The 26,359-nt window shown below is 47.3% G+C and carries 18 protein-coding genes; all 18 read left to right on the top strand.

Annotation, left to right across the window (positions count from 1 at the left end; translation table 11 throughout):
* Positions 1-348: 348 nt before the first annotated feature.
* Positions 349-2,148, top strand: coding sequence for a sensor histidine kinase (locus tag CS562_RS02810; RefSeq protein ID WP_099853470.1), 1,800 nt, complete (start codon positions 349-351; stop codon positions 2,146-2,148).
* Positions 2,123-3,742, top strand: coding sequence for a response regulator transcription factor (locus tag CS562_RS02805; protein WP_175381581.1), 1,620 nt, complete (start codon positions 2,123-2,125; stop codon positions 3,740-3,742). The genes CS562_RS02810 and CS562_RS02805 overlap by 26 nt, the downstream gene beginning before the upstream one ends.
* A gap of 174 nt (positions 3,743-3,916) precedes the next feature.
* The gene (locus tag CS562_RS02800) at positions 3,917-4,903 is read left to right on the top strand and encodes an ABC transporter permease (RefSeq protein ID WP_099853465.1); all 987 of its coding nucleotides are present in this window, start codon (positions 3,917-3,919) and stop codon (positions 4,901-4,903) included.
* A gap of 17 nt (positions 4,904-4,920) precedes the next feature.
* The gene (locus CS562_RS02795; RefSeq protein ID WP_053783705.1) at positions 4,921-5,829 is read left to right on the top strand and encodes a carbohydrate ABC transporter permease; all 909 of its coding nucleotides are present in this window, start codon (positions 4,921-4,923) and stop codon (positions 5,827-5,829) included.
* A gap of 182 nt (positions 5,830-6,011) precedes the next feature.
* Positions 6,012-7,538 carry an ABC transporter substrate-binding protein gene (locus CS562_RS02790; RefSeq protein WP_076289419.1) on the top strand — a complete coding sequence of 509 codons (1,527 nt, stop codon included), beginning with the start codon at positions 6,012-6,014 and terminating at the stop codon, positions 7,536-7,538.
* A gap of 122 nt (positions 7,539-7,660) precedes the next feature.
* Positions 7,661-8,359, top strand: a complete 699-nt coding sequence (locus tag CS562_RS02785) for a hypothetical protein (protein WP_099853463.1) — start codon at positions 7,661-7,663, stop codon at positions 8,357-8,359.
* A gap of 330 nt (positions 8,360-8,689) precedes the next feature.
* Positions 8,690-10,435 (top strand): sensor histidine kinase, encoded by a 1,746-nt coding sequence (locus CS562_RS02780; protein ID WP_099853460.1) that lies wholly within the window; start codon positions 8,690-8,692, stop codon positions 10,433-10,435.
* Between the two features lie 85 nt (positions 10,436-10,520).
* Positions 10,521-12,143, top strand: a complete 1,623-nt coding sequence (locus CS562_RS02775) for a response regulator (protein ID WP_099853457.1) — start codon at positions 10,521-10,523, stop codon at positions 12,141-12,143.
* Between the two features lie 124 nt (positions 12,144-12,267).
* Positions 12,268-13,953 (top strand): type 2 periplasmic-binding domain-containing protein, encoded by a 1,686-nt coding sequence (locus CS562_RS02770; protein WP_099853716.1) that lies wholly within the window; start codon positions 12,268-12,270, stop codon positions 13,951-13,953.
* A gap of 248 nt (positions 13,954-14,201) precedes the next feature.
* Positions 14,202-15,092 carry an ABC transporter permease gene (locus CS562_RS02765; protein ID WP_062321959.1) on the top strand — a complete coding sequence of 297 codons (891 nt, stop codon included), beginning with the start codon at positions 14,202-14,204 and terminating at the stop codon, positions 15,090-15,092.
* A 29-nt stretch (positions 15,093-15,121) separates the two neighbouring features.
* A complete protein-coding gene (locus CS562_RS02760; RefSeq protein ID WP_076289424.1) occupies positions 15,122-16,000 on the top strand; it encodes a carbohydrate ABC transporter permease in 879 nt (292 codons plus the stop codon).
* Positions 16,001-16,032: 32 nt separating this feature from the next.
* Positions 16,033-17,142: a glycoside hydrolase family 53 protein gene (locus tag CS562_RS02755; RefSeq protein WP_099853454.1), complete on the top strand. Its 1,110-nt coding sequence runs from the start codon at positions 16,033-16,035 to the stop codon at positions 17,140-17,142.
* Between the two features lie 35 nt (positions 17,143-17,177).
* Positions 17,178-19,250 carry a beta-galactosidase gene (locus CS562_RS02750; protein WP_099853452.1) on the top strand — a complete coding sequence of 691 codons (2,073 nt, stop codon included), beginning with the start codon at positions 17,178-17,180 and terminating at the stop codon, positions 19,248-19,250.
* A 280-nt stretch (positions 19,251-19,530) separates the two neighbouring features.
* Positions 19,531-20,970 (top strand): NAD-dependent malic enzyme, encoded by a 1,440-nt coding sequence (locus CS562_RS02745; RefSeq protein WP_099853449.1) that lies wholly within the window; start codon positions 19,531-19,533, stop codon positions 20,968-20,970.
* Between the two features lies 1 nt (position 20,971).
* Positions 20,972-21,697 (top strand): HD domain-containing protein, encoded by a 726-nt coding sequence (locus tag CS562_RS02740; protein WP_257219320.1) that lies wholly within the window; start codon positions 20,972-20,974, stop codon positions 21,695-21,697.
* A 256-nt stretch (positions 21,698-21,953) separates the two neighbouring features.
* Complete coding sequence (locus tag CS562_RS02735) at positions 21,954-23,021, top strand: FUSC family protein (RefSeq protein WP_076289428.1); 1,068 nt, start codon at positions 21,954-21,956, stop codon at positions 23,019-23,021.
* A gap of 139 nt (positions 23,022-23,160) precedes the next feature.
* Complete coding sequence (locus CS562_RS02730; RefSeq protein ID WP_099853445.1) at positions 23,161-23,622, top strand: hypothetical protein; 462 nt, start codon at positions 23,161-23,163, stop codon at positions 23,620-23,622.
* A gap of 241 nt (positions 23,623-23,863) precedes the next feature.
* The gene (gene helD, locus CS562_RS02725) at positions 23,864-26,239 is read left to right on the top strand and encodes an RNA polymerase recycling motor HelD (RefSeq protein WP_099853443.1); all 2,376 of its coding nucleotides are present in this window, start codon (positions 23,864-23,866) and stop codon (positions 26,237-26,239) included.
* Positions 26,240-26,359 lie beyond the last annotated feature (120 nt).

The raw sequence follows: 26,359 nt of genomic DNA, 5'->3' as shown, positions 1-26,359 counted from the left end.
TTGGTGTCAATCCAAGGAGTGATATATCGTATGCATGTCATCACCGGGCGTTCGTGGAGGATGGAGAAGGATTTTTTTTACAGATGGAGAACTAATTAGAGCATGGGCCCTCGAACACGTACTAAAGCCAAGAAGTGCAAGTCACCAGAGTTGACAGTGACAGGTCACGGAACCACATAGACAGATGCAAGCAAGTATGACTACAATAAACATGCCATTATAAGGAAGAAGATGGAAGAAAAGCAGAGGTACAGCATCAGAACACGGAAAAAATCGCTTGATATTGATAGCGGTTACAACGATGTGCAACAGAACTGAAATTCAGATTACACAAAAGGGCGGGAATTCATGAACTTCATCCGTTCACTGCGCTTTAAGTTTATCGTGGGTCTGACATTGATCATGCTGCCACTATTCATGCTGCTATATTACAACAACGTATACGCCATGAAAGTTGTACGTGATCAAGTGTCTCTCACCAATATGAATCATCTTGCAAAAAGTGTGGAGCAGAACGAGCGTGTGCTGCAGGAGACCAATCGTTATTTATACAGTCTGGGCGAGCGAGACCCGGACATTATCTCCCTGTTTTTTCTCAAATACGGCAGCGGCGATTATATTATTGCCAAACAGCGTATTATGAACAAATTCATGACCGATATCGGATTTTATAATCTGATCGATTCATTTTTTCTGTACGATGCTGTGAATGACGATCTGTTACTCGCTACTTCAGGCAATTATGATGTCAAAATGTCGATTGTGCAGGAGAGCATGCCGGTTCAGATGCAGCAGCTGGAGGGGGAAATCCAGAAGCCAGAGTGGAGCATCGTTCAGGGAGGCACATGGAATGCCTTGGTCAAAACGGTGCGGATCAACGCCCAGTTCTATGCGGGGGCTCTTGTGGACATGAATGCACTGAATCACCCCGAACAATTTACGGAGTCCGGTGACCGGGGAGGCGCAGTCATCGTGGGAGCAGATGGCGGGGCACTGTCCGATTCAGCCCTGAACCCGGCACAAATCAAATTGGCCGCAGCCCATATCACGGGATTAAATAATCCCTACCAGGTGATCTCTGAAGTAACGTCCACAGGCAGTGCACGTCAGTATCTGATGCTTGGCATTGCCTCAGCCATGTCTGAGATGAATTATATCGTCCTGCTGCCCGAGGAGGACATGATGCGTAACCTGCCATTTTTTCAGCAGATCATTCGCCTGCTTCCAATTGGTGCAGCGGTCATTCTGATCACAGCTATGATTTTTCTCAGGCAGCTCCTATTCCGTCCGATGAATGTGCTCATACGTGGGATGAGGAGGGTTAGCCGAGGAGAACTTGATGTGAGGCTTGAGACGCCTGCTTCATCTGAACTGGAGTTTGTCACGCACAGCTTCAATCAGATGACAAGTGAGATCCAGCATTTGAAGATTGATGTGTATGAGGAGCAATTGCGCACGAGGGAAGCAGAGTTTAAACAATTGCAGATGCAGATCAATCCTCACTTTTACCTGAATTCATTGAATATCATTCATAGCTTGGCTTCGTTGCAAAAGCATGAGTTAGTGCAGCAGATGGCTGGTCATCTGGCAGATTATTTCAGGTTCAGCCTGCGTGCAGGCAAACGTGTCATTCGATTGGATGAAGAATTGGAACATATCAGTCATTATTTGGAGATCCAAAAGCTGCGGTTTCCCAACAAGCTGGATTTCGTACTGGATGTTGGACCGGATCTTGGGCAGTATGTGCTGCCGCCCTTAACGATTCAACCTTTTGTGGAGAATGCCATTATTCATGGCTTTCAGCGTCGCAAAGAACCTTTTGTTATTTGCATAACAGTACGGAAGTCGAAAACGTTATCTGATCCTGAAGCATCTTCGGTTCTTCAACTTTCGATTACAGACAACGGTGTTGGATTTGAGCAAGACATACTGGAGCGCCTGCAGCAAGGGCAATACGCCGAAGATCCGGGTGGACAGCACATTGGCATCTGGAACGTTATCCATCGGCTGCTTGTAAAGTACGGCGAACATGCCGGATTGCAGTTTAGCAATCAGACTGAAGGAGGGGCGGCAGTCCATATTCATATGCCTGCCCAGACGGAAGAAGAAGAAGGGAGAGCCTATGCGGAACCTGTTGATCGTGGATGATGAAGTATACGCCCTGCAAGCGATGGTGGAAGGGGTGGACTGGAGCCTGGCCGGAATTGACCAGGTATTCAGTGCTGGTGATGCGGAAGAAGCAAGAATGCTGATGAAAGCCCATCCCATTGATATTATGATCTGTGATATTGAGATGCCGGGTGAAACGGGACTGGATCTGCAGAGCTGGGTGTTAAAGCATGATCCCGGCATGCTGACGATTTTTCTTACAGGTCATGCCCTGTTCGATTATGCCCAAACGGCAATCAAGCTGAACAGCTTCGATTATGTACTGAAGCCTGCTCCCGCAGACCAGCTGCTCAAGGTTGTGAGCCAGGCAATGGACAAAATCAAGGATGACGAGCAGCGTTCCCGCACCAATGAAGTATATGAGACCGTGTATAAACGCTGGCAAACGCATAAACCCCTGTTGACCGAGCGTTTCTGGAAAGACGCCATCTCACAGCGTGTAACCTTAACCCAGCAAAAGCTTCAGGAGCTGGCCGAGGTATATGGAGCCGAGATTGATCCGCAAGTGCGCGTGTTGCCGATTGTTATATCCGTCGAAGAATGGGTGCGAGACTTCGATCTGCGTGACGAGGAGGTGCTGGAATATGCGCTCCGCAATGCTGCCAAGGAAATGCTGCTTGGTGACAAACCTGGGGAAGTGTTTCAGGATCACAGTGGACTAAATATTGTGCTTGCATACGAACAGAACGGTATCATACCTACGGCGAGTGAAATGGCACAAGGATGTCAGAGTTATATTCAGGAGTGCGGTACCTACTTTTATTGCCGATTGTCCTGTTACGTCGGAGTCCCGGTAGCAGTTACAGATTTACAGGGGATGCTGAATGAGCTGATGGACATGGAGCGTCGCAATATCAACGAGCTTGAAGGGGTCTTTATCTATGACGAGGTGGGCCGAGATACGGAGGATCGTTTTCTGCCAATACCGTGGTTCTCCGAGCTGTCCATCCTGTTCGAAACGGGAAAGTTTGACGACCTGCGCGAGCGTGTGGACGAAATCTTTGAATTACTGGCTTCACAGGAGCGTTTGTCACCCGAAATTCTGCGCTTGTATTATCATGCAATGCTGCATGTAATCTACCCGTTGCTGCATCAGAAAAATGTATCCGTACGCAGTCTGTATCCCGGAGAACGGGAGCCGGAAGAAAACGTTGTGACACGTTCGCTGCCTCAACTGAAGCAGTGGACATCAGACCTGATTAGTCGTGCCATCCCGGTATTGTACCCGGACGATCACAGTCCAATGACGATTGTGGACCAGTTATGCATTTACATTGAAAATCATATTGGTGAAGAGCTGATGCGAGAAGAACTTGCATCCTTTGCCGGATTTAATCCAGCCTATCTATCCCGCCTGTTTCGTAAAGAAAAGGGCATGTCACTTTCCGAATTTATTCTCCAGCGCAGAGTAGCCAAAGCGAAGACATTATTGTCCCAGTCTACCGTGAAGGTGACGGATATCGCAGGCAAGGTCGGGTATTACAATTACTCTCATTTTACGAAAATGTTCAAAAAGTGCACGGGCATTACCCCACAGGAGTTTCGCAAACAGTCCCGAACGGTACAGATTTGACGCAGCATGCTGCGTCTTTTGTTTTTTTGTGCCCTAAAGTCATAATTTGATAAGTGAACAGGTCACCACAGCAGATAGTGGACCTGAACGCCCCGCCGTATACTTGAACCACAGGAGACACAGCGGTGTTTCATCCTGAGGATGAAATTCAAGAGGAGTGAGGGAGAACAAGTTATGAAGACACAACCCCAGGTGGGTAAGGCAGCACGTCTATCGGATGGAAGGGACATACCGGTTCGAAAACGAAAGTCTGTCCTGTACAATCTAGGTAAATTCAAGGTTTTGTATCTCATGTTTTTGCCAGGCATTCTATTTCTGCTGGTAAACAACTATATGCCGATGTTTGGCGTTCTGATTGCATTCAAAAATGTAAACTATGCCGACGGTATTTGGGGCAGTCCGTGGAGCGGCTGGGATAATTTTAAGTATTTATTCTCCACCAGCGATGCTTGGGAGATCACACGTAATACGCTCGCTTATAACACGGTATTTATTGCGCTGAATTTATTTGTAGGTGTAGGGCTTGCGATTTTGTTAAATGAAGTGAAAAACAAGGCGATGTCCAAATTGTATCAGTCACTCATGCTGCTTCCGTATTTTCTGTCGATGATTGTAGTCAGCTATCTGGTGCTCGCGTTTCTCGGCAAGGATTCGGGCTTCATGAACTCAACGATTCTTCAGCTCTTTGGCGGACAACCAATTGACTGGTATTCAGAGCCTAAGTATTGGCCGTACATTTTGCCGCTGGTGAATACATGGAAAAATATTGGTTATTATGCCGTCATTTATCTGGCAGCAGTGGTAGGTATCGATGAGGAATATTATGAAGCGGCCGTGCTGGATGGCGCGAGTAAGTGGCATCAGATTCGCTTCATTACCGTTCCGTTTCTCGTACCGCTAATCGTGATTATGACATTGCTGCAGATCGGTCGTATTTTCTACGCAGATTTCAGTCTGTTCTACCAGGTTCCGCTGGAATCGGGTGCATTGTTCCCGGTGACGAACGTTCTGGATACGTACGTGTACCGAACCTTCCTTATTGGCGGCGATATCGGGATGTCTTCGGCAGCCGGGCTGTATCAGGCTGTTGTCGGATTTGTACTTGTTCTCGTATCCAATACCATCGTTAGGAGAATGGACAAAGATAATGCATTATTTTGAGAGGAGGCAAGCCAGCTGTGAAATCACGTGATCCATTAGCCGTGTCGCGGCGTTCCGCGTCTATCATACACGCTATGTTTATATTCTATGCCATTGCCTGCATCGTGCCGATCCTGCTTGTCTTTGCAATCTCATTCTCGGACGAGACGACGGTCATTGCGAACGGGTATAAGCTGATTCCGGAGAAGTTTAGCCTTACTGCCTATGAGTTTCTGTTCAAGGACATGGATCAGATCATCCATTCCTATGGCATTTCAATTATCGTAACCGTGATAGGTACAATAACGAGTGTAGCGCTGACGGCATTGTACGCGTACCCACTTTCCAGGAGGGATTTGCCGTATCGAGGATGGTTCGCCTTTTTCATCTTTTTCACCATGCTATTCAATGGCGGTCTGGTCCCGTGGTATCTCGTTTATGTGAACGTACTGGATTTGAAAAACTCGATTCTGGCACTGATCATGCCGCTACTGTTGTCACCATTCTTCGTGCTGGTCATGCGTACATTCTTCGCTAACTCCATTCCGGTATCGATTCTTGAATCGGCACGGATTGATGGAGCGGGTGAATTGAGAACGTTTACACGTATCGTGCTTCCGCTCTCCCTTCCAGTGATGGCGACCGTTGCACTGTTCAGTACATTGAATTACTGGAACGATTGGTATCTCAGCATGATTTTTATATCTGATAACCGGACGATCAGTCTTCAGTACCTTATGTACCGGACGCTGCTCGATATTCAATATTTAACATCCAACTCCAATGTCTCTTCACAGATTTCCTCGCAGGGCGGATTGCTGAATCTGCCAAATAAGACACTGCAAATGGCGATGGCTGTAGTCGGTATTGGTCCAATCGTACTGGCATATCCATTCTTCCAGCGGTATTTCATCAAAGGCCTAACCGTAGGCGCAGTGAAGGGGTAACTCCGGCCGGTTAGCGGAGAGGGCAACGGATAATTGAAGATGGACCTGAGAGGGCATATACAAAAAGCAGCGAGTACAGACACGCCGGAGGGCCGGCAAGCGAACGGACTTTTGCAGATTGGGGAACATTGCGAATTGGGGCAATCGGTTGCAGGGTCCAACATATGACGGGAGGGGTTCACTTGGTTAGAACGTTTAAGGTATGGCCGCGTTTCGCGGCAGCAGTTATGGCGCTGAGCCTGGTGCTGGCAGGTTGCTCATCAGACAAAGGCGGAACAACACCGGAAGCACAAGGTGGTGGCGCAGCGGAGAGTGGGGGCAAGCCCTATGAAGTGACGTTGTATTATCCAGGGACACCACAGAAAGATGTAGCTCTGGTCGAAGCCGAGATTAACAAAAAGATGGAGCCAAAGATCGGGGCAACTCTCAAGATCAATGCGATCGACTGGGGTCAGTGGGACAACAAGCTGAATCTTATGATCTCTTCCGGCGAAAAATCAGATATTATTTTCACAGCGGCTTGGCAGAATTATACGGTCAATGTAGCAAAAGGTGCGTTCTTGCCGCTCAATGATCTGCTTGACCAGTATGGGCAGGATATCAAGAAGAATCTCGATCCAGCCTTTCTGGAAGGTTCTCAGGTGGATGGCGTGAATTACGGCGTTCCTACCAACAAGGAGCTGGCAGCGACGCGTGGTGTACTGGTGCGCAAAGATCTGGCTGACAAATACAAGCTCGATCTGACCGCAGTGAAAACGTGGGCTGACCTGGAGCCGCTGCTCAAAACGATCAAGGAAAACGAACCAGGCATCACTCCATTCTATATGTCCAATACCAATGGTAACGGTTTGCTGGAAAATCTGGACTGGGATTATCTCGGGGATGCATCCGTTCCAGGCGTCATCTCCAAAACAGCGGGTACAACGACGGTACTGAACGAAGTGGAGACACCTGAATTTAAGGAAGCGGCTGAGCTTGCACGCAAGTGGTATCAGGCTGGATACATTAACAGTGATGCAGCGACTTCCAATGTGTTCCCAAAAGATCAGGCGAAGGCAGGTAAGGCTTTCCTGTGGACCGATGGCATGAAGCCCGGCAAGGATAAGGAAGAAGAAGGGTATGTCGGATATCCATTGACTCAGATTGAGATGACCCAGCCTACGATTACAACCGGTGATGCTTCCGGTGCGATGCTGGCGATCTCCCGTTCCTCTGAGCAGCCAGAGAAGGCGATGCAAGTCATTAACCTGCTGCATTCCGACAAAGAAATCAACAACCTGCTCAACTTCGGTATTGAAGGCACACATTATGTGAAAAAAGACGGACAGGACAACATTATTACCCTCCCGGAAGGGGTGGATGCGAACAGTCGCACCTACAATCCGGGCGCACAATGGCAGCTGGGTAACCAGTTCCTGAACTATCTCTGGGATAATGAAGATCCGCAGAAATGGGAAAAGTTCAAGGAGTTTAATGCCAAAGGCGTTAAGTCACCTGCACTGGGCTTTACGTTCAATAGCCAATCCGTCAAAAACGAAATTGCTGCGGTCAACAACGTGAACAAACAGTTCAAACCGGGCATGACCTCGGGTGCAGTAGATCCGAACGAGATGATCCCGAAATATCTGGAGAAACTGAAAGCCGCAGGTATTGATAAAATCATTGCAGCCAAACAAGAACAGCTCGACGCATTCCTGTCCAAAAAGTAGACTTGAGTTGCAAAACCCAAGACGTCTTCGGTTAAAAACCGGAGCGTCTTTTTTTATTTGGATCACAAACCATAATAAGGAAAAATATGATATAATCAGGTGGTTGATTAGGGGGTGTTCGTGTGTCGAGAACCAGACTTGTGTTCTCTGCGATGTTATTGCTGTTTGGCATCATTTTTACGTTTAAGCATCACCTTGGTTTCTCAGTGGGGGACACGATGCTGTCTGCTATAGGCATGTCGCCTTATACCACATCCTACGTAAGTGGTGTGCATATCACGTTATTTTTTGGAATGGGCATATTAGCATCCAGCTACTATCTTACACGCAAAGAAATCATGTCATTACATCCTGTTCTGGCTAAACGGCTCTGGCTAATCGTTCTCGCTATCGTTCTCAGTTATTCCTACATGACGGATAAATTAATGTACGTAGCCAAATGGGGGGCTTCCGGTATCGATGGAGTTTCCTATGTCCAAAATGATAGCTCCTGTACCTATGACGTACTGGACAATGGTATTACACGAGTAAACTGTGACCTGACACTCAAAAATTACACCCGAGAGCCTGTAGCAGCTGTTCTCTTGCCTGACTTGGGCCGCAGTTACAAACAACATGATGATCCGCTCTATGAATCCCTGCAGTCTGTCGAGCTCAAACCTGTACATATAGAGATTGAGCCGTATGGAACATTTAAGGGTCAACTGGCGTTTTCCGGATTAGCTGACTCCCCGTTGCAAGTGAATGGAAAGCTAACCGATATTGTTTTGGATGTCGCCGTGGATGGAGAGAATACGGTGTTTGATTACGATATTCCATAATAGATACTGCGTTAGCAAGATAGAATGAATACATAAGAAGAGTATTTGGATTAAAAGAGATTAAGCCATATATTGTCTTTAGAAAAGAGCTGACTTTTGTCAGCTCTTTTTTGCGTGGAAGTTGCAATTAGTGCAGAAAAGTTGGTTTTGTCACCTTTATGCATCTATATGGTAACGCTTACGATATATAGATAACCTCTTTAAAGAGGTTAAGTCAGGAGTAACAGATGAGCTGTGATGCGAATTCGCCCAGAAAAAACAGTTTATGTTTAACGCTTTCATCGTTAAAATTAGATTCACTGACTAATGAAGGCAAGGTGAGGTAAGAAGATGTCATACCGGACGAATCTATTTTCCAAAATGGTCATTTTAATTCTAATTATGCTGGTTCCAGTCGTACTGCTGTACTGGTATTCCAACCATAAAACAACAGCAGTTCTACGGGATGAACTCAATCGCTCCAACAGTAACCAACTTGAATTTTTTCAAAATCAGGTGAATACGCACATCGAGTTGTTATCCTCATGGCCGAATCTGCTCATTCATGATCCCGATATTGCGAGCTTTCGGCGGATCTACGCGGATTCCAAATATTTCGATCTGGATACGATCAATTTGGTAAAACGTATTCAGAACAAGCTGAGTATCCAGGAAAGTTCATCCAACTGGACAACGAAATTGTACCTTTATTCGCCGACGCTTGGCAGGGTCGTCTCTGAACGAGATGCCGGTTATTACAATCAGCAAACGCTGCGAGGCAACATATCATCCGGATGGAATGTTCGAAAGACTCAGGAGGGGGAAGATGATAAATTCATCTTCAGCTGGATCACCGTATCTCCATACGGCATTAGCGATCCCGCAGCCAATGCGCAGACCGTAATTAAGCTTGAATTCGATAGTGACAACATTCGAGATATGCTGGACAAATTCAAGGATGATGGTCGCCATGACCCCTTCTATTACCGGGAAGAGACGGGGGTTATCTATAACCGAACCTCGGATCGAGCTCTGACAGGTGAGCTGATGGATAATCTGGCCATTGATAAGCTTAAAGATGTTGATAACCGGACGGTAGTTATCGACGGTGAACCTTACATGGTTAATACGGTAAAGTCCAGCACGACAGGCTGGTATCTGGTTGATTACATGCCACTATCAGCTATTCTGAAGCCGATTCATCAGTCCAATATTCTATTTTATTCGGCTATGATCTGTCTGCTATTGATGAGCTTTGCCGTAGCCTATCTGTTATATGTACAGGTTCAAGTCCCTGTCAAACAGTTGATTCGTGGATTCCAACGATTGAAGCAGGAGGATTATTCAGTTCGAATTACGCCCAAGGGACGCAATGAATTCAGCTTTTTGTCCGAACGATTCAACTCCATGGTGGCGCAGATTCAGCAGTTGTTTGAACACGTGTATCTGGAACAGATTCATGTGCGTGAAGCCCGGCTGAAACAGCTGCAATCTCAGATTAATCCACACTTTTTCTATAATTGTTTCTCATTCATTACGAGCATGGCCAAGCTGAAGCGTGTCGATGCTGTCGTTGCCATGTCGCATAATCTGTCCCGATACTATCGCTATACAACGAGGCAGGAACGTGATGTGGTGCCGCTCACAGAAGAAATCGAGTTCGTCACCTGTTATCTGGAGATTCAGCAGATGCGTATGGACCGAATACGTTTCAAAATTGACTTATCCGAAGATATCCTGAGGCAGGAGGTACCACCTCTCATCGTACAACCACTGGTAGAGAATGCGGTTATCCACGGGATTGAAACCGATGCCGAAGCTGGGGAAATACGGGTGTCGGGAGAACAGAGAAATGGCATGATGATTCTTACCGTCGATGACGACGGACAAGGTATGGATGAACTGGCTCGGCAGATGCTGCTCCACAAACTCACAGGAGGTATGGATCAAGAAATGGGTTGTGGGTTATGGAACGTCAACCAGCGTCTTCAGCTCAGATATGGGGAGCAGGCGGGAATTAGCATTATGGAATCACCTCTTGGTGGGCTGCGTGTTACCTTGTCCTGGCCCGCTGACGAAGAACATCTTCTTGAATAGCAGGATAGAACTAGTGTGTTTATATGACAACAGCATAAGAACGATAGATTTCATTGTATAACGAAGCGGATAGGGAGTGACTGTCTTGATTGATATCTTATTGGTGGATGATGAAACGTATGTAACGGAAAGTCTGGAATTGACCATTCCCTGGGGAGAGCTCGGTGTTACGACGGTTTTGCGTGCGGCATCTGGCAAGGAAGCGCTGCGGATATTGGAAGAGAATGCAGTGGACCTCGTGGTGACCGATATTCGAATGCCGGGCATGTCCGGGCTGGAGCTGGTTGAGGAGGTAAGCAGTCGGTGGGCGCATATCCGCTGTATTCTGCTGACCGGACACAGTGATTTTCAATATGCCAAAAAAGCTATTCAACTGCAGGCTGCCGATTATATTCTCAAGCCGGTGAACGATGAGGAATTCATGGCTTCGGTCTCTGCTGCCATCACGTCCCTTCGGGATGATTGGGATGAATTTGATAAATACCATCGGTTGTTATACAGCCGGAAGTCAGATTATAAAATTTTGCGGGAGAATCTGATGCATGATTTGTTATTGGGCCGCGAAATTACAGCACGAGCACTGGGTGAACAGCTTGAAAAGTATGAGATTCTGCTTCAGCCGGATCAACCGGCAGTTATGATGCTAATTCGCCTTACAGGCCGGTTCTCTGCAATGGATCAGCAATCACTGGATTTGATGGAGTTTGCGGTTGGTAATATTGCAGAAGAGGTGTTTGGTCCGCATTTCAACGTGTGGTTTGGACGAGGTCCTCATGAGAGTCTAGTCATGATTATACAGAATCAGGGTTGGACGGAGCCTGCTCAGACCAATGTGGAAGAATTGAAGCAACCAGTTGGGACGTTCCGCGAGCATGTTATTCGATATCTGCAAGGCGATCTGTCCATGGTGGTCACAGCACCGTTTCAATTTGCCGATCTGACGACCGCTTATCGTAAAGGTTTGGGATCACTTGTTCTATCGGGTCCAGAGGAAAATACGATCATTTACATGGATAAAGAACTGTCGAAACGACCGGAGAACGATGCGGCTCAAGCGCTTGAAGAGCTCTATAAGCCACCCGTACTGCCTCAATTGCTTGAAACCAAACAGTGGGAGGCAGCGGCACGTAAACTGAATGCCGTATTTGATGCAGCGGACCGCGTATGTCTTTCCAGAGAGCATGTATATGAGATGTATTTGTCTGTAACGAATGCCTTTATGTATATCGCTCATAAGCAGGGACATCTCGTACATGAGATTGATCATGCGGGATTTGACCTGTTGCTCGCGCATCAGTTGATTCAATCACCTGACAAACTTCGCCGCTGGGCGACTGAGATGCTTGCCAAGTTGCAGGAGGAGCTGTCGGATCAGGAAGGCGTACAGAGCCGCAGACACGTCATCAAGCAGGTTCAGGAGATGGTAACGAGAGACGCAGGACAGGATCTGTCCGTGAAGATGATCGCAGACAAGGTGTATTTGCATCCGGTCTACTTGTCCAAGATCTACAAAGCAGAGACCGGTGAGGGGTTGGGCGATTATATGATTCGCATGCGGATGGAGCGTGCATTGTATTTGCTGAAAAACACCAACAAAAAGATATACGAGATTACGAGTGAACTGGGGTACCAAAATCCGCAATATTTCAGCAAAATGTTCAAAAAGCATTACGGGATGACACCGAATGAATATCGGGATCAGGCATAATTTCAACATCATTCCAATATATAGGTTGCCAAAGGTGCAGAAATCTTGTTTTCGTGACATAGGCTGAAAGACCCGGCAGGCCTATAATGAAAGGGTAACCAAAATGATTGAAGGGGGAACAACATTGAGAGCGAAATCCACGAAAAAGAGATTACTGTCGCTTCTCGCAACGGCGGTGTGTCTGACCGGCGTCCTTGCAGGCTGTACAGGAGGAAATAGCGGAGGAGATAGCGAGGCATCAAGTGCGCCAGCTGTTGAAAACGAATACAAAGAAAAATATGATCCTGCAGTTACTATTACAACGGCATGGGGAATTGACCCTGAGCTAAAATTCAAAAATGGCGAATCAATGGAAAATAACGTAGCAACCAAGTGGGCCAAAGATCAATTCGGAATCGACATCAAATCCTTGTGGTCTGTGACGGATACGAACAACGCATTCGCCACAAAACTTCGTCTTGCGATGTCATCCGGGCAGGAGATGCCTGAAGTGGTAGTGGTAGGGGACAACCTGCTTGCACAGGATCTGATTGATTCTGGCATGTATCAGGAAGCGGGTCCGCTGTTCGACAAATACGCTTCCGACACCTGGAAAAAAGCGATGGAGCAGGATCCCAATGTATGGAACCAGTATAGCCGTGACGGTAAAAGAATGGGTATTCCCGTGCTGGACTATGCGTACAACAATGATTACCTACTGTGGATTCGCCAAGACTGGTTGGACAAGCTGAATCTGGAGGCGCCAAAAACGATTGATGAACTGGAAAAAGTCATGGATGCGTTCAAAAATCAAAATCCGGATGGCTTAGCCCCAGACAAGGTCGTTCCACTCAGCATCGGTTTCAAAACATCCATGAACACATGGATGGGTGATCCATCCTGGATTTTCGGTGCATACGGAACACTGCCATTCCAGTGGAATGTAGCTGAAGATGGCAAGCTGGAGTATGGTTCCATCAATCCTGGCATGAAGCAAGGTCTGACCAAATTGAGCGAATGGCTCAAAAAAGGTTACATCCCGCAGGAAGCAGCATTATGGGATGAAAACAAAACAGCAGAGCCAGCAGTGGCAGGTACAGCGGGTATTATCCCAGGTCCATACTGGATGAGTGGATGGCCGCTTCTGGATACAGTGAAAAATGTGCCAAGTGCCGTTTGGAAACCGATTGAAATCCCGACCGGTCCAGAAGGTAAAGCTATGCGTCATGGTACACAGTTTGTTAACGGCGTCATTCTGATCAAGAAAGACATGGAGCACCCTGAAGCATTCTTCACGTATGAGAACTACCTGTTCGACAATTATGCAGACCCGGCACCAGGTAGCCAATATGATAACGGTCTATTTGCAAAGTATGACTATCAATTGGATGCCAATGGCAAACAAATGCCGATTGACCAAATTGAAGGCGGTTATGTGAACGTTGTACGTTATTTGCTCGTTCGTGACGGTGCCCGTATTCCGGATGCTCAGATGAAAGCCCTGCTGAATCTGGCAGATGGCAAAGAGCCGGAAACTAAGTTGGAGAAAGACGTAGCCGTTAACTATGGGCCAGAAACCCCTGCTGCTGCAAAAGTTTTGCTCAGTCAGGAAGAAATCTCGTTCAAAAACATGTTCACAGGTCCTACAACAGCGACAATGAAATCCAAGCTCGACTACCTGAACAAAATTGAGAATCAAGCATTCAACGAAATTATTTATGGCAAAAATCCGGTAGACGCGTTCGATACATTTGTACAAACGTGGAAATCGGGTGGCGGTGACCAAATCACACAAGAGGTCAACGAATGGTATGACAGTGTGAAAAAATAAGGATCTAAGGGCGTGCAGACCAACCAGGTCTGCACGCTTTTTTTGTCGTTATGAGAGCCTGATTTGCTTCGGAAAGGTGTGGGTCAGCAGTGGATGAATGATTGAAAAGACAGCGAGTCCAAACTGGTTGCTTTTGTGCCATTTATATTGCTTTTATGTGCTGTTTGACCTATGCAAACGGTTGATATAATCGCAGTATAAGCCACTCAGGGAGCACTTGAGTAGGAAGAATTACAGGGGGAGCAATCATGAGAACTTTAAAACGAACTTGGCCATTTCACGTAATGCTGCTGCCAGCCATCATCTTTCTGATTATATTCAGTTATGTGCCTATGGGCGGAATCGTTATGGCATTTCAGAACTACAAACCATGGCTCGGCATCAGCGGCTCGGAGTGGGTCGGGCTAGATAATTTTAGATATTTGTTTGAACGCGAGGACAGTCTGCAAGTCATTTGGAACACACTGATCATTGCTGTGCTCAAACTCATCTTTAACTTGTTTGTCCCGTTTGTGTTCGCAATTTTGTTGAATGAAGTTCGCAAGATGGCGATCCAGCGAACGATCCAAACCTTGGTGTATCTGCCTCACTTCTTGTCTTGGGTTATCCTGGGCGGAATTCTGATTGATCTGTTATCCACCGGTGGACTGGTGAACCGGGTACTCGGAACATTCGGACTTGGGCCATACTTCTTCCTTGGAGATAACAGCTGGTTCCGACCAACAATTATTCTAACGGATGTGTGGAAGGAATTCGGCTATAACATGATTGTCTTCTTGGCTGCCCTTGCCGGCATTAACCCGGCGCTGTATGAAGCAGCAGAGATTGACGGAGCGGGTCGTTGGAAGCAGACGCTGCATATCACCATCCCGTCTCTTGTACCGATGCTAATGGTGGTTGGAACACTGGCATTGGGTAACGTGCTTAACGCCGGGTTCGATCAGATTTTCAATCTGTACAACCCGCTTGTATATCAAACGGGTGACATTATTGATACATTCGTTTATCGCTCGGCGCTGGAAAATGGAGAGATGGGCTTCGCGACCGCAATTGGATTATTTAAATCGGTCATCAGCATGGTCTTGATCCTTGTATCATACAGCCTAGCCAAAAAATACGCCGGATATCGCATATTCTAATCGAATGAACAGAGAAAGAAGGGACCACGATGTATCATAAATCAATGCCTTACCGCGTGTTCAATGTCATCAATATTTGTTTTCTCATTTTGGTTGCCATTATGTGTATTGTACCGATGATTCACGTTCTGGCTGTATCCTTCAGTAACAAGGCTGCCGCAGATGCCAATCTCGTCAATCTCTGGCCGGTAGGGTTCTCACTTGAAGCATACAAAAAAACGATGAATAATCCGATTTTCCTAAACTCTCTCTGGATTTCTTTGTTGCGGACAGTCATTGGTACAGGAATTACGTTGCTGATTACCTTTTTGGCGGCGTACCCGTTGTCGAAAGAAAATAGTGAATTTAAAGGCAGAACCGTATATTCATGGATTTTTGTTTTTAGTATGATCTTTAATGGGGGACTCGTTCCTTTCTACATGGTCATTCAGAAGATCGGCCTGATGGATTCCTTCTGGGTGCTGGTGCTTCCGGGAGCTGTCAACACCTTCCTCGTCATTCTGATGCTAAACTTCTTCCGGGGCATTCCGAAAGAGCTTGAGGAAGCGGCGCTGATGGATGGTGCCAATCACTTCAGAACGTTGTTCAGTATCTTCCTGCCGATTTCCATGCCATCTATCGCAACGATTGCACTGTTCAGCATGGTGTTTCACTGGAACTCATGGTTTGACGGATTACTCTACATGAACAATGCCAAGGATTATCCGCTGGCTACTTTCATGCAGACCGTAATTATCAAACGTGATATGAGTACGATGGCCATGAACCCGAAAGAGATGGAAACCATTTCTCAAACCACAGTAAGAGCGGCACAGATTTTTATCGGAAGTGCGCCAATCCTCATTGTGTATCCATTCCTGCAGCGCTTCTTTGTCAAAGGTATGACCTTGGGTTCGGTTAAAGGCTGAGCCTGCATCTAAATTAAACGGAGGTTGATGAAGTGAGCAATTTAAAGGAAGAGGCATTCATTCTCGGAATGGATGTGTCATTTATGGATGAAATTGAGCAGCATGGTGGGAGCTATCGTGATGAGCATGGGCAGCAGGCGGACCTGCTAACCCTTCTCAAGCTGGGTGATGCCAATGCAATCCGATTGCGAATCTGGAATGATCCTGTAGGAGGATTCTGTAATCTGGAGCGGACGGTAGCGGTAGCCAAACGGATTAAGGAACAAGGCTTGCAATTTTTACTGGATTTTCATTATTCCGATCGTTGGGCTGATCCAGCCAATCAATGGAAGCCAAAGGCGTGGGAGAAGCTCTCCTATGAAGAACTGCAGCGTGAGGTATGTACCTATACGGCAGATGTACTGAGAACACTCAAGGAGCATGATGCGTTACCGGACATGGTGCAGGTGGGCAACGAAATAACACCGGGCATGTTATGGGATGAGGGACGTGTGAGCGGAGAAGAGCATGATACGGATGAACAATGGGAACGTTTTGCCGGACTTGTGAAGTATGGGATAGCTGCGGTTAAATCCATCGATCCTGATATCAAGATCATGATTCATATAGACCGCGGTGGTGACAATGCAGAGAGTCGCAAGTTCTATGATCGGTTTGAGGCGCTAGGTGTGGAGTTCGATATCATTGGGCTCTCCTATTACCCTTGGTGGCACGGAACACTGGATGCACTGCGGGATAATCTGCATGACCTGGCTCAACGCTACGGCAAACCAATCAATGTGGTTGAAACCGCTTATCCTTGGACATTGGAGCAGCCTGAAGGCCACGAGTGGATTCTGAATCAGGAAGACCTGTTACTGCCAGGATATCCGGCGAGTGTGGAAGGACAGACACGTTATCTGAAGGATCTGCTGCAGATTATTCGTGAGGTTCCCGGCGGTCTCGGAGCGGGATTCTATTACTGGGAGCCTGCCTGGATTCCTAGCAAGGAAGAGTGGTCTGTTGGACATCCGAATAACTGGGGCAACCTGACGATGTTTGACTTCAAGGGTCAGAAATTGCAATCGTTTTCAGCGCTGAAGGCTGGAGAGGAAAATGACACTACATTGGATGAGCAGCCGAGTGCTGCATTGATCAAATAGATTAATTAAAATGAAATGAATAAGGAGTTGTCAGCATGACATACAAATATCCACCTGTAAGTTCCAAAGCACCTCATATGTTACATGGTGCAGACTATAACCCGGAGCAATGGCTCCGCTATCCTGAAATTCTCGAAGAGGATATCCGCCTGATGAAGCTTGCCAAATGTAACGTGATGTCCGTTGGCATCTTCTCATGGGTATCCCTTGAACCAGAAGAAGGTGTATACACGTTTAACTGGCTGGATCATATTTTGGATACGTTTGCAGCGAATGGAATCTATGCATTTCTGGCTACCCCAAGCGGTGCAAGACCTGCCTGGATGTCGGCCAAGTATCCTGAAGTGTTGCGTGTTGGGGCCAATCGGGTTCGCAACCTGCATGGCTTCCGTCACAACCATTGTTATACGTCTCCGGTATACCGGGAGAAGGTTACGGCAATCAATACCAAGCTTGCAGAACGTTACTCGGATCATCCCGCAGTTATTGGCTGGCACATTTCCAATGAATTCGGCGGGGACTGCCACTGTGATTATTGCCAGGATGCTTTTCGCGGCTGGGTGAAAAACAAATACGGCACACTGGATGAGTTGAATCACTCCTGGTGGACGACATTCTGGAGCCATACCGTGACAGACTGGAAGCAAGTGGAGTCTCCTGCCCCGCACGGAGAGACACAGGTCCATGCGATGAATCTGGACTGGCGCAGGTTTGTCACCGATCAGACTGCTGATTTTATCGTGCACGAAACGAAACCGCTGAAGGCCAAAAATCCCGATCTGCCGGTAACGACCAACCTGATGGAATTTTATGAAGGATTGAACTACTGGAAGTTCGCTGACATTCTGGATTTCCTGTCATGGGACAGTTACCCGACATGGCATGATGCGGATGAAGAAGATACGCTGGCATCCAGAGTGGCGATGATGCATGATATCGTACGTTCCATCAAGGGCGGGCAGCCGTTTCTATTGATGGAAAGTACACCAAGCTCAACCAACTGGCAAGAGACCAGCAAATTGAAACGTCCGGGCATGCATTTGCTGGCATCTCTGCAAGCTGTAGCACACGGCTCGGACAGTGTACAGTACTTCCAGTGGAGAAAGAGTCGGGGGTCCAGTGAAAAGCTTCATGGAGCAGTTGTGGACCATGTTGGACATGAACATACCCGTGTGTTCCAGGATGTTACTGACGTAGGAACGGCGCTGGAAGGAATGCAGGCGGTGGTTGGAACGTCCGTTCCGGCTGAAGTTGCCATCATCTTCGACTGGGAAAACCGCTGGGCAGTAAAGGATTCCCAAGGACCACGTAACATCGGAGTGAAGTACGAGCAGACGGTAGAATGGCATTATGATGCCTTTTGGAAAAAAGGTGTGCCTGTGGACGTCATCGACATGGATGCTGATCTCTCCAAGTACAAACTGCTCATCGCACCTATGCTCTATCTGGTACGTGAAGGAGTCGGCGAACGCATTGAGCGATTCGTAGAAAATGGCGGTACATTTGTAGCCACGTATTGGTCAGGTATCGTAAATGAGAATGATCTATGCTTCCTGGGAGGATTCCCTGGACCGCTTCGCAAGACGCTGGGAATTTGGTCAGAAGAGATTGACGGCTTGCATGACCGTGATCTGAATGGGGTTGTGCCTGTGAAAGACAACGAGCTTCAACTGAATGCCGAGTATGATGCTTTCGAATTATGCGACCTGATTCATCTGGAAGGTGCAGAAGCGCTAGCGACATATCGCTCCGACTTCTATGCTGGACGGCCTGCTTTGACCGTTAATCGTCTTGGTTCAGGTAAAGCTTATTATATGGCTACACGTTTCAAAGCTCCATTTTACGATGATTTCTATGGCAGTTTAATCGCTGATCTGGGTATTGAGCGTGCTCTTGAAACTCAGCTTCCTGCTGGAGTTACAGCACACATTCGTACTGATGGAACAGCAGATTATGTATTTGTGCAGAACTACACACCGGAGCCGAAGCAAGTACAACTGGACAACCAGTCCTATCGTGATCTGCTGAGTGATGATGCTGTGGAGGGCAGCCTGGATTTGCAGCCATATGACATCCGGGTACTGTGCAGAGCTGCTGAGCGTAAATAATATAATATTACTCAATTGACTGGAAAATCTGGGGATAAAACGAGTGGAAGGTTGTTCTGTCATCAGAGTGGCAAGTGTAAATATTCTTAGTTCAACTTATATATAGCACGCAGAAGGGTCACCCTTAACGTCTCGATCAGACGGAGAGGGTGGTCCTTTTTGTCGTATTTAGATCACGTTGAGTACTTTTTCTGGGCAAGATAAAGGATAAACGTGTCCGCGCAGCGAAGACAAACAGGTAACATTGCAACTCATGACTTTCAGTCTGGGAGGAATTGGAATGAATCAAAGGAATTTAGACGGTAACAGCTTTATTATTCGGCTGGAAATGACAACAAAAGACATCAAGTTTGGCGAAGTGGCTTCGGCCATCTCGGAAGCCGGCGGGGACATCATCGCCATCGACGTAATTTCGACCAATCAGGATGTTAGTGTGCGCGACTTAACTGTCGCTGTAACGGATGCACAAGATAACAACAAAATTATAGAAGGGGTGCGTCAGCTTAAAGGGGCATCCATCATAAACGTATCGGACCGGACGTTCCTGCTGCACTTGGGCGGCAAGATCGAGGTTACTCCGAAGGTCCCGATTCATAACCGGGAAGATCTGTCACGCGTATATACACCGGATGTGGCCCGGGTATGTTCGGCTATATCAGAAGAGCCTGGAAAGGCATTTTCGCTGACAATCAAGCGGAATACGGTTGCCGTAGTATCGGATGGCAGTGCAGTGCTCGGACTTGGCAATATTGGACCACGTGCCGCGATGCCGGTCATGGAAGGTAAAGCGATGTTGTTCAAACAGTTTGCAGGAGTGGATGCTTTTCCAATCTGCCTGGATACACAGGATACCGAGGAAATCATTCGAACTGTGAAAGCGATCTCACCGGCATTTGGCGGGATTAATCTGGAGGATATTTCTTCACCACGTTGCTTCGAAATTGAGCGTCGCCTGAATGAGGAACTGGACATTCCAGTATTTCATGACGATCAGCATGGTACAGCAGTTGTATTGTATGCAGGTCTGATTAATGCGCTCAAGCTGGTTGGCAAGTCCATCACGGATGTAAAAATAGTTGTCTGTGGTATCGGTGCAGCAGGTGTGGCATGCAGTAATATTCTGCTGTCCGCTGGTGCGAGTCGGGTTGTCGGGGTCGATCGTGAAGGTGCATTGGTACGGACGACTACCTATGAAAATGAAGTATGGAGCGACTATGCAGCGCGTACCAACCCGGAACTGGAGACAGGTTCACTTCGTGACGTGATTCGCGGAGCAGACGTCTTCATTGGTTTGTCACGCGGTAATCTGTTAACCCGGGAAGATGTGCAAACTATGGCCACTGACCCGATTGTCTTCGCCATGGCGAATCCGGTACCGGAGATTATGCCATCTGTGGTAGAAGACATCGTGGCTGTCATGGCGACAGGCCGCTCGGATTATCCGAATCAGATCAATAATGTATTGTGTTTCCCGGGGATGTTCAGAGCCGTTCTGGATTGCCGTGCCAGTGAGATTAATGAGGAGATGAAGCTCGCGGCAGCTCAGGCGATTGCTTCAGCCATTTCGGATGAAGAGCGCACCCGTTATTATATTATTCCGAGTGTGTTTAACGATAAAATTGTCAAATCGATGCGCAATCGCGTGATTGAAGCAGCGGTCAAGACCGGTGTGGCAAGACGTATACCACGTGAACAAACTCGCGAAGGCGGGGACGTGTAAGATGCAAGAGAAATCCCCTCAACATCTGAACCTAGGCACGCAACAATCAGGGTATGGGGATCAGGTTGATGGAACGTTAACAGGAGAGGCTATTCTTCGGGCGGCTCGTGCTTTTGTACAGGGAGATGCGGCCGCACATACAGATGGTCATGACTGGCCTCATATCGAGCGGGTGACCGCACTTGCGGTCGAGCTTGCACACCGTATGGGTGCCGATCCCTTTATCTGTGAACTCGCTGCATTGCTTCATGATGTACCGGATGAGAAGTTGAACGAAAGTCTCGAAGCCGGGATGGCGAAGCTGAATGCATGGCTGGATACCCAGCCGCTTGAAGCGGGTACACGGGAAGCTGTGGTACACATCATTAGTTCTATTTCCTATGCAGGAGGACAGCGCCCTGCTGTTTCATCCCTGGAAGCTCAGGTCGTGCAGGATGCGGATCGCCTGGATGCGTTGGGCGCCATTGGTATTGCGCGTACATTTGCTTTTGCCGGTGCGAGAGGTCGTGAGATGTATGATCCTGCCCTTCCGCCACGAGAGCAGATGACGCGGGAGGAGTACCGGAATGGACGCAGTACAACGATCAATCACTTTTACGAAAAGCTGTTTAAGCTAAAAGATCTGATGAACACGTCCTACGGCAAGGAACTGGCGGAGCAGCGTCATGGCTTTATGGTGCAGTTTGTGGAGCAGTTCAAGCGTGAATGGGAAGGAAGGTTTTCATAACTTTCTCCGTTTGAGTTAAACATACAATACCCCCTACTTCCGAAAGTGGAGTGTGGGGTATTGTTTTGTGTACATAGAAGTAGTAGGAAATTGAATTTAACTCATCAACAGGATACAAGGCATGGTAACCCAAAGGCTTCCATGATACAATAAATCGTTCTCCTGAATTGATTCGGGCAAAAAAAGAAATATGGGGTAATAATGATAATGATCATCCAACGAATGAAATCAGTTTCGAAAAAGAGGAGGGGTCACCATGTCATTTGGTGCACGTGTACTTAAGACAGGGATTGCGGTCACGCTGGCCCTGTACCTTAGCAGCATGTTCCTGAACCCGCAATCTCCCGTTCCCGCCGCGATTGCGGCCATCTTTGCGATGCAGCCATCCATATATCGTTCCTGGAAGTATTTCCTGGATCAGCTGCAGACCACCACACTTGGGGCAATTGTGGCCTTGCTGGGAGGCATGGTGCTGTCCAATGAGCCGATTGCCGTCGGGTTAATTATTGTGCTGGTTATTATGATTTGTCTTAAATTGAATATGGGCGAAACGGTTGGTCTGACGCTGGTAACCGTTGTATCGATTATGGAAGCGTCGGGTGACTGGCATTTTGCATTGAACCGTTTCCTGCTGACACTTGTCGGCATTGTATCTGCGTTTCTTATTAACATTACGGTATTTCCACCCAAGCCGAAGATTCAGTTCGTGAAGCAGATTCAGAGTGTGTTCAGTGGCATGTCACTGCTACTGCGTACTTCGATCTCGGATGAGATCAAGGAAGTAGTGTTCCGGGATGAGAAAAACAATCTGGGCGGTTCGATTAAATCTTTGTCAGATAAATATAATTTGTTTGAAGAAGAACAGAAGAAGATGAAACGTTCCAAATTCAGTGAGACCCGGCAGATGGTCGTATACAAACAGATGCTACTGAGCCTTCAAAAAGGATTCGATGTGCTGGATTCGGTAGAACGCCATTATTTTCAGGCACAGCGCACGCCCGAAATGGATCAGTTCTTTGATACACATCTGGAACTTGTTATCAAATTCCATGAACATGCGCTGCTCAAATTCGAGGATAAGCTGAAACCGAACGGAGAAGAAGCGGCACAGTTCATTTTGGATAATGATCGTTTTATGGAGCAGGCCATATCCCAGTTTGATATCGATCAGGAAGGGATGCTGAGACTGTCCATCGTTGCAGCTGCAATCTATGACTATGGCTATCAGCTGGAACGATTAAACCGGCTTGCCGAACATGTGCATAGTGCCAGTGAAGACAAGGAGTCACAGGATAAAATTCTGAATTGGCTTAAATGGCCGTAAACATGGTAATACGGTTTGCGGTGATGTGGTTTGTCATATACAATGGAACCACAACCAGCCCGGACAGCGTGTCCGGGTTGTTTTGTATACATAGCGCAAACCTTGCGCAACCAACTCAATCGAACCGAGGTAGATACGTATGAATGTAACACAGCTTAGCACTGAATGGATGGAGTGGTTCAATGGACAGGATCTGGAGCAGAAGCAGCACGAAGCGATGCAATTGCTCACTGTGTCCGAAGATGGCTGGCCGCATCAGGCGATGATTAGTATGGGGGAAGTCATTGCTATTGCGCCCAACTTGCTGAGACTGGCTTTATGGCCGGGAACACAGACAAGTATGAATATGAGTCGAACAGGCAAGGCTACCTTGATTGCTGTCCTTCAGCAAAGCTTGTTATCTATTCGTCTGGATGTGACTTCACTGCCACAACTCATGGAAGCTGTGCATCCGAGAGATCGTTTTGAGGCTCAGGTGTTAAACATTCGAGTAGATCATGCACCCTATGCGGAGATTACTTCAGGGATCACATTTCAATTAAAAGATGAGTCTGGGGCAATTACACGTTGGAGAGAGACCATTGAAGAATTACGACAATAGAATGGTAAACGTTCTATATTCACCCTATTCGAGGGTAATAATAGAATGAAAAAAACAAAAAACGCCTCCGCTTGCATCGGGACGTTGTCACTGGTACAATAAAAAATGGTTTTCAGAAAATTAGAACTAATTAACATAAAATAAAAATGTTTACTTTCTAATTAATTATACCATAGCCTTTTCGGGCTTGTCAAATGGGCTTTTGAGGACACAATCCGGGGAAAGAGGGGCGTATTAACATATGAGTACAGACCAGCAATGGAGCGAGGAGCAACAGCGGGTCAACGTTGTAACGGAACAGATTGATCGGAAAATCGACATCCTAGAAAAAGAGGTAGGTTCCTTCAGGGACGAAGTTGTGGGGATGAGAAAAGACTTCTGGGACGAAGTCACCATGAACTTTAGCGAAGCGGATGACGTGGGTGAGACCTCCACCAGTATGAGGCAGCAATCACAGGTTCTATCGGATCGGGAGCGCAGTCATCTGAATACGGCAGCAGCGCTGGACAAAATGAAACGGCTGCATCATTCACCGTATTTTGGACGCATTGATTTTAAGGAAAATGGCTATCCAAATGCAGAGCGAATCTATCTGGGGATCGCATCATTGTTGGATGAGAAGGAGGAATCCTTCCTTGTCTATGACTGGCGTGCACCCATATCGAACCTGTATTACGATGGTGCGCCAGGTCCGGTCACGTATCATACACCTAGCGGTGAAATAAGTGGCGATATTGAGATGAAGCGGCAGTTTGTCATTCGGGATGGACGTATCCGCTTTATGTTCGACACCGGAGTTACGATTGGGGATGAACTGTTACAGGCCGTTCTTAGTCGAACCTCGGATGCACAGATGAAAAGTATTGTGGCGACCATCCAGAAGGAGCAGAACCGGATTATACGTAATGACCGGACTCGCATGCTGATCGTGCAGGGAGCTGCTGGCAGTGGTAAAACATCTGCTGCACTTCAGCGTGTCGCGTATCTTCTCTATAAATACCGCGAGCATCTGCAAGCGGATCAGATGGTTCTTTTTTCGCCAAACCCAATGTTCAACAGTTATGTTTCCACCGTACTGCCTGAGCTTGGGGAGGAAAATATGCTGCAAACGACCTTCCAGGAATATCTGGAACGCCGTCTGGGCCGTGAATATCAGCTGGAAGACCCATTCATTCAGCTTGAATACGTACTGACCGGAACAGAAGATCCTGAGTATGAAGCGCGTATGTCTGGCATTCGATTCAAGTCATCCGAATCCTTCCTGAAGGTGATAACGCGTTATAAGGACAGCATGATGTCTGAAGGTATGAAATTCAAGCCAGTTCGTTTCCAGGGACGGGCTGTGGTTACAGCTGAGGCCATGGCGGAGAAATTCTATAGCTTCGAGCCATCCGTCAAACTGGTGAATCGATTGGAAATCCTGCGGGACTGGATGCTGAAAGAGTTATCGGCCTTTGGCAAAGGTGAATTGGAAGCCCCTTGGGTAGATCAACAAATGGATCTGATGGAGCCGGAAGATCTGCAGCGGGCCTATCAGCGTCTCAAGCGAAAGCAAAAAGGGAAGGCAGACACGTTCGATGATTTCCAGCAGGAAAGGGAGATCCTTGCCCGGATGGTGGTCAGTGATCGGCTCAAGCCTTTGCGCAAATGGATCAAATCGTTACGTTTTGTCGATGTCCGTCAACTGTACGCTAACTTATTCAACGACCGGGCTCAGATGGTTCGCCTGTTGGGAGAGGAAGCACTGCCTTCACACTGGGAAGAGATTGGTGAGATGACACTTCGCAGATTAAAAGTACAGGAGCTGGCCTATGAGGATATCACACCATATTTGTATTTGCGTGAGTTACTTCTCGGTTTCCATATTAACTCCAATATCCGCCATGTGATCATTGACGAGGCACAGGATTACTCTGCCTTCCAACTGGCCTTTATGAAGAGATTGTTCCCGAGATCCAAAATCACCGCACTTGGAGATTTTAATCAAGCTATCTATGCACACTCTTCGGTATTAAGTGGGACGGGGCCGCTGACCAACTTGTATGGACCGGAAAATACGGAAGTGATCGAGCTGACGAGAAGTTATCGTTCAACACAGGAGATCGTGGAGTTTACACGCGGGATGGTTCCGGGTGGAGAAGAGATTGTTCCATTTAATCGGGGTGGGGAGAAACCGAAAGTGATCGTTTCCTCCAATGAACAGAAGCATCTGGATGTTATTACAGCCGATCTCAAACATCTGATTCAGGAAGGGTATGAATCGGTTGCGGTCATCTGTAAAACCGCGGAAGAGAGCAAGGACATCCATGAAGCGTTAAGCAAAGTACTGCCTACGGCACCGAAGCTAATTAAGAAAACAACGTTAGCCTTTGAACGGGGTGTGCATGTCATCCCAGCATATCTGGCCAAAGGTGTGGAGTTTGATGCCGTTTTGATCTATGACGGATCTGCATCGCAATATGCGCAGGAACATGAACGTAAGCTGTTCTATACGGCATGTACCCGTGCCATGCATTTGCTGCATGTCTATTGCATGGGTAAACCGAGCCCATTCATTACGTCCCAGTCCGAGGAATTGTATGATATGGGTAAGGTGTCTGCGGTTCAAACCGATTGATTTTGTCTTTCATGTTCATGAAGAAGACTTCCGTTCGAAGGGACGGGAGTTTTTCTGTGTATTGCGGAATACGATGTGGGGAATAAGAAGCTCCATGAGGTTGGGCTCTGCTGTGAGTGG

The organism is Paenibacillus sp. LK1, from assembly GCF_002750415.1.
Lineage (GTDB): Bacteria > Bacillota > Bacilli > Paenibacillales > Paenibacillaceae > Paenibacillus > Paenibacillus taichungensis.
This window is presented reverse-complemented; position numbering and strand designations above follow the sequence as displayed.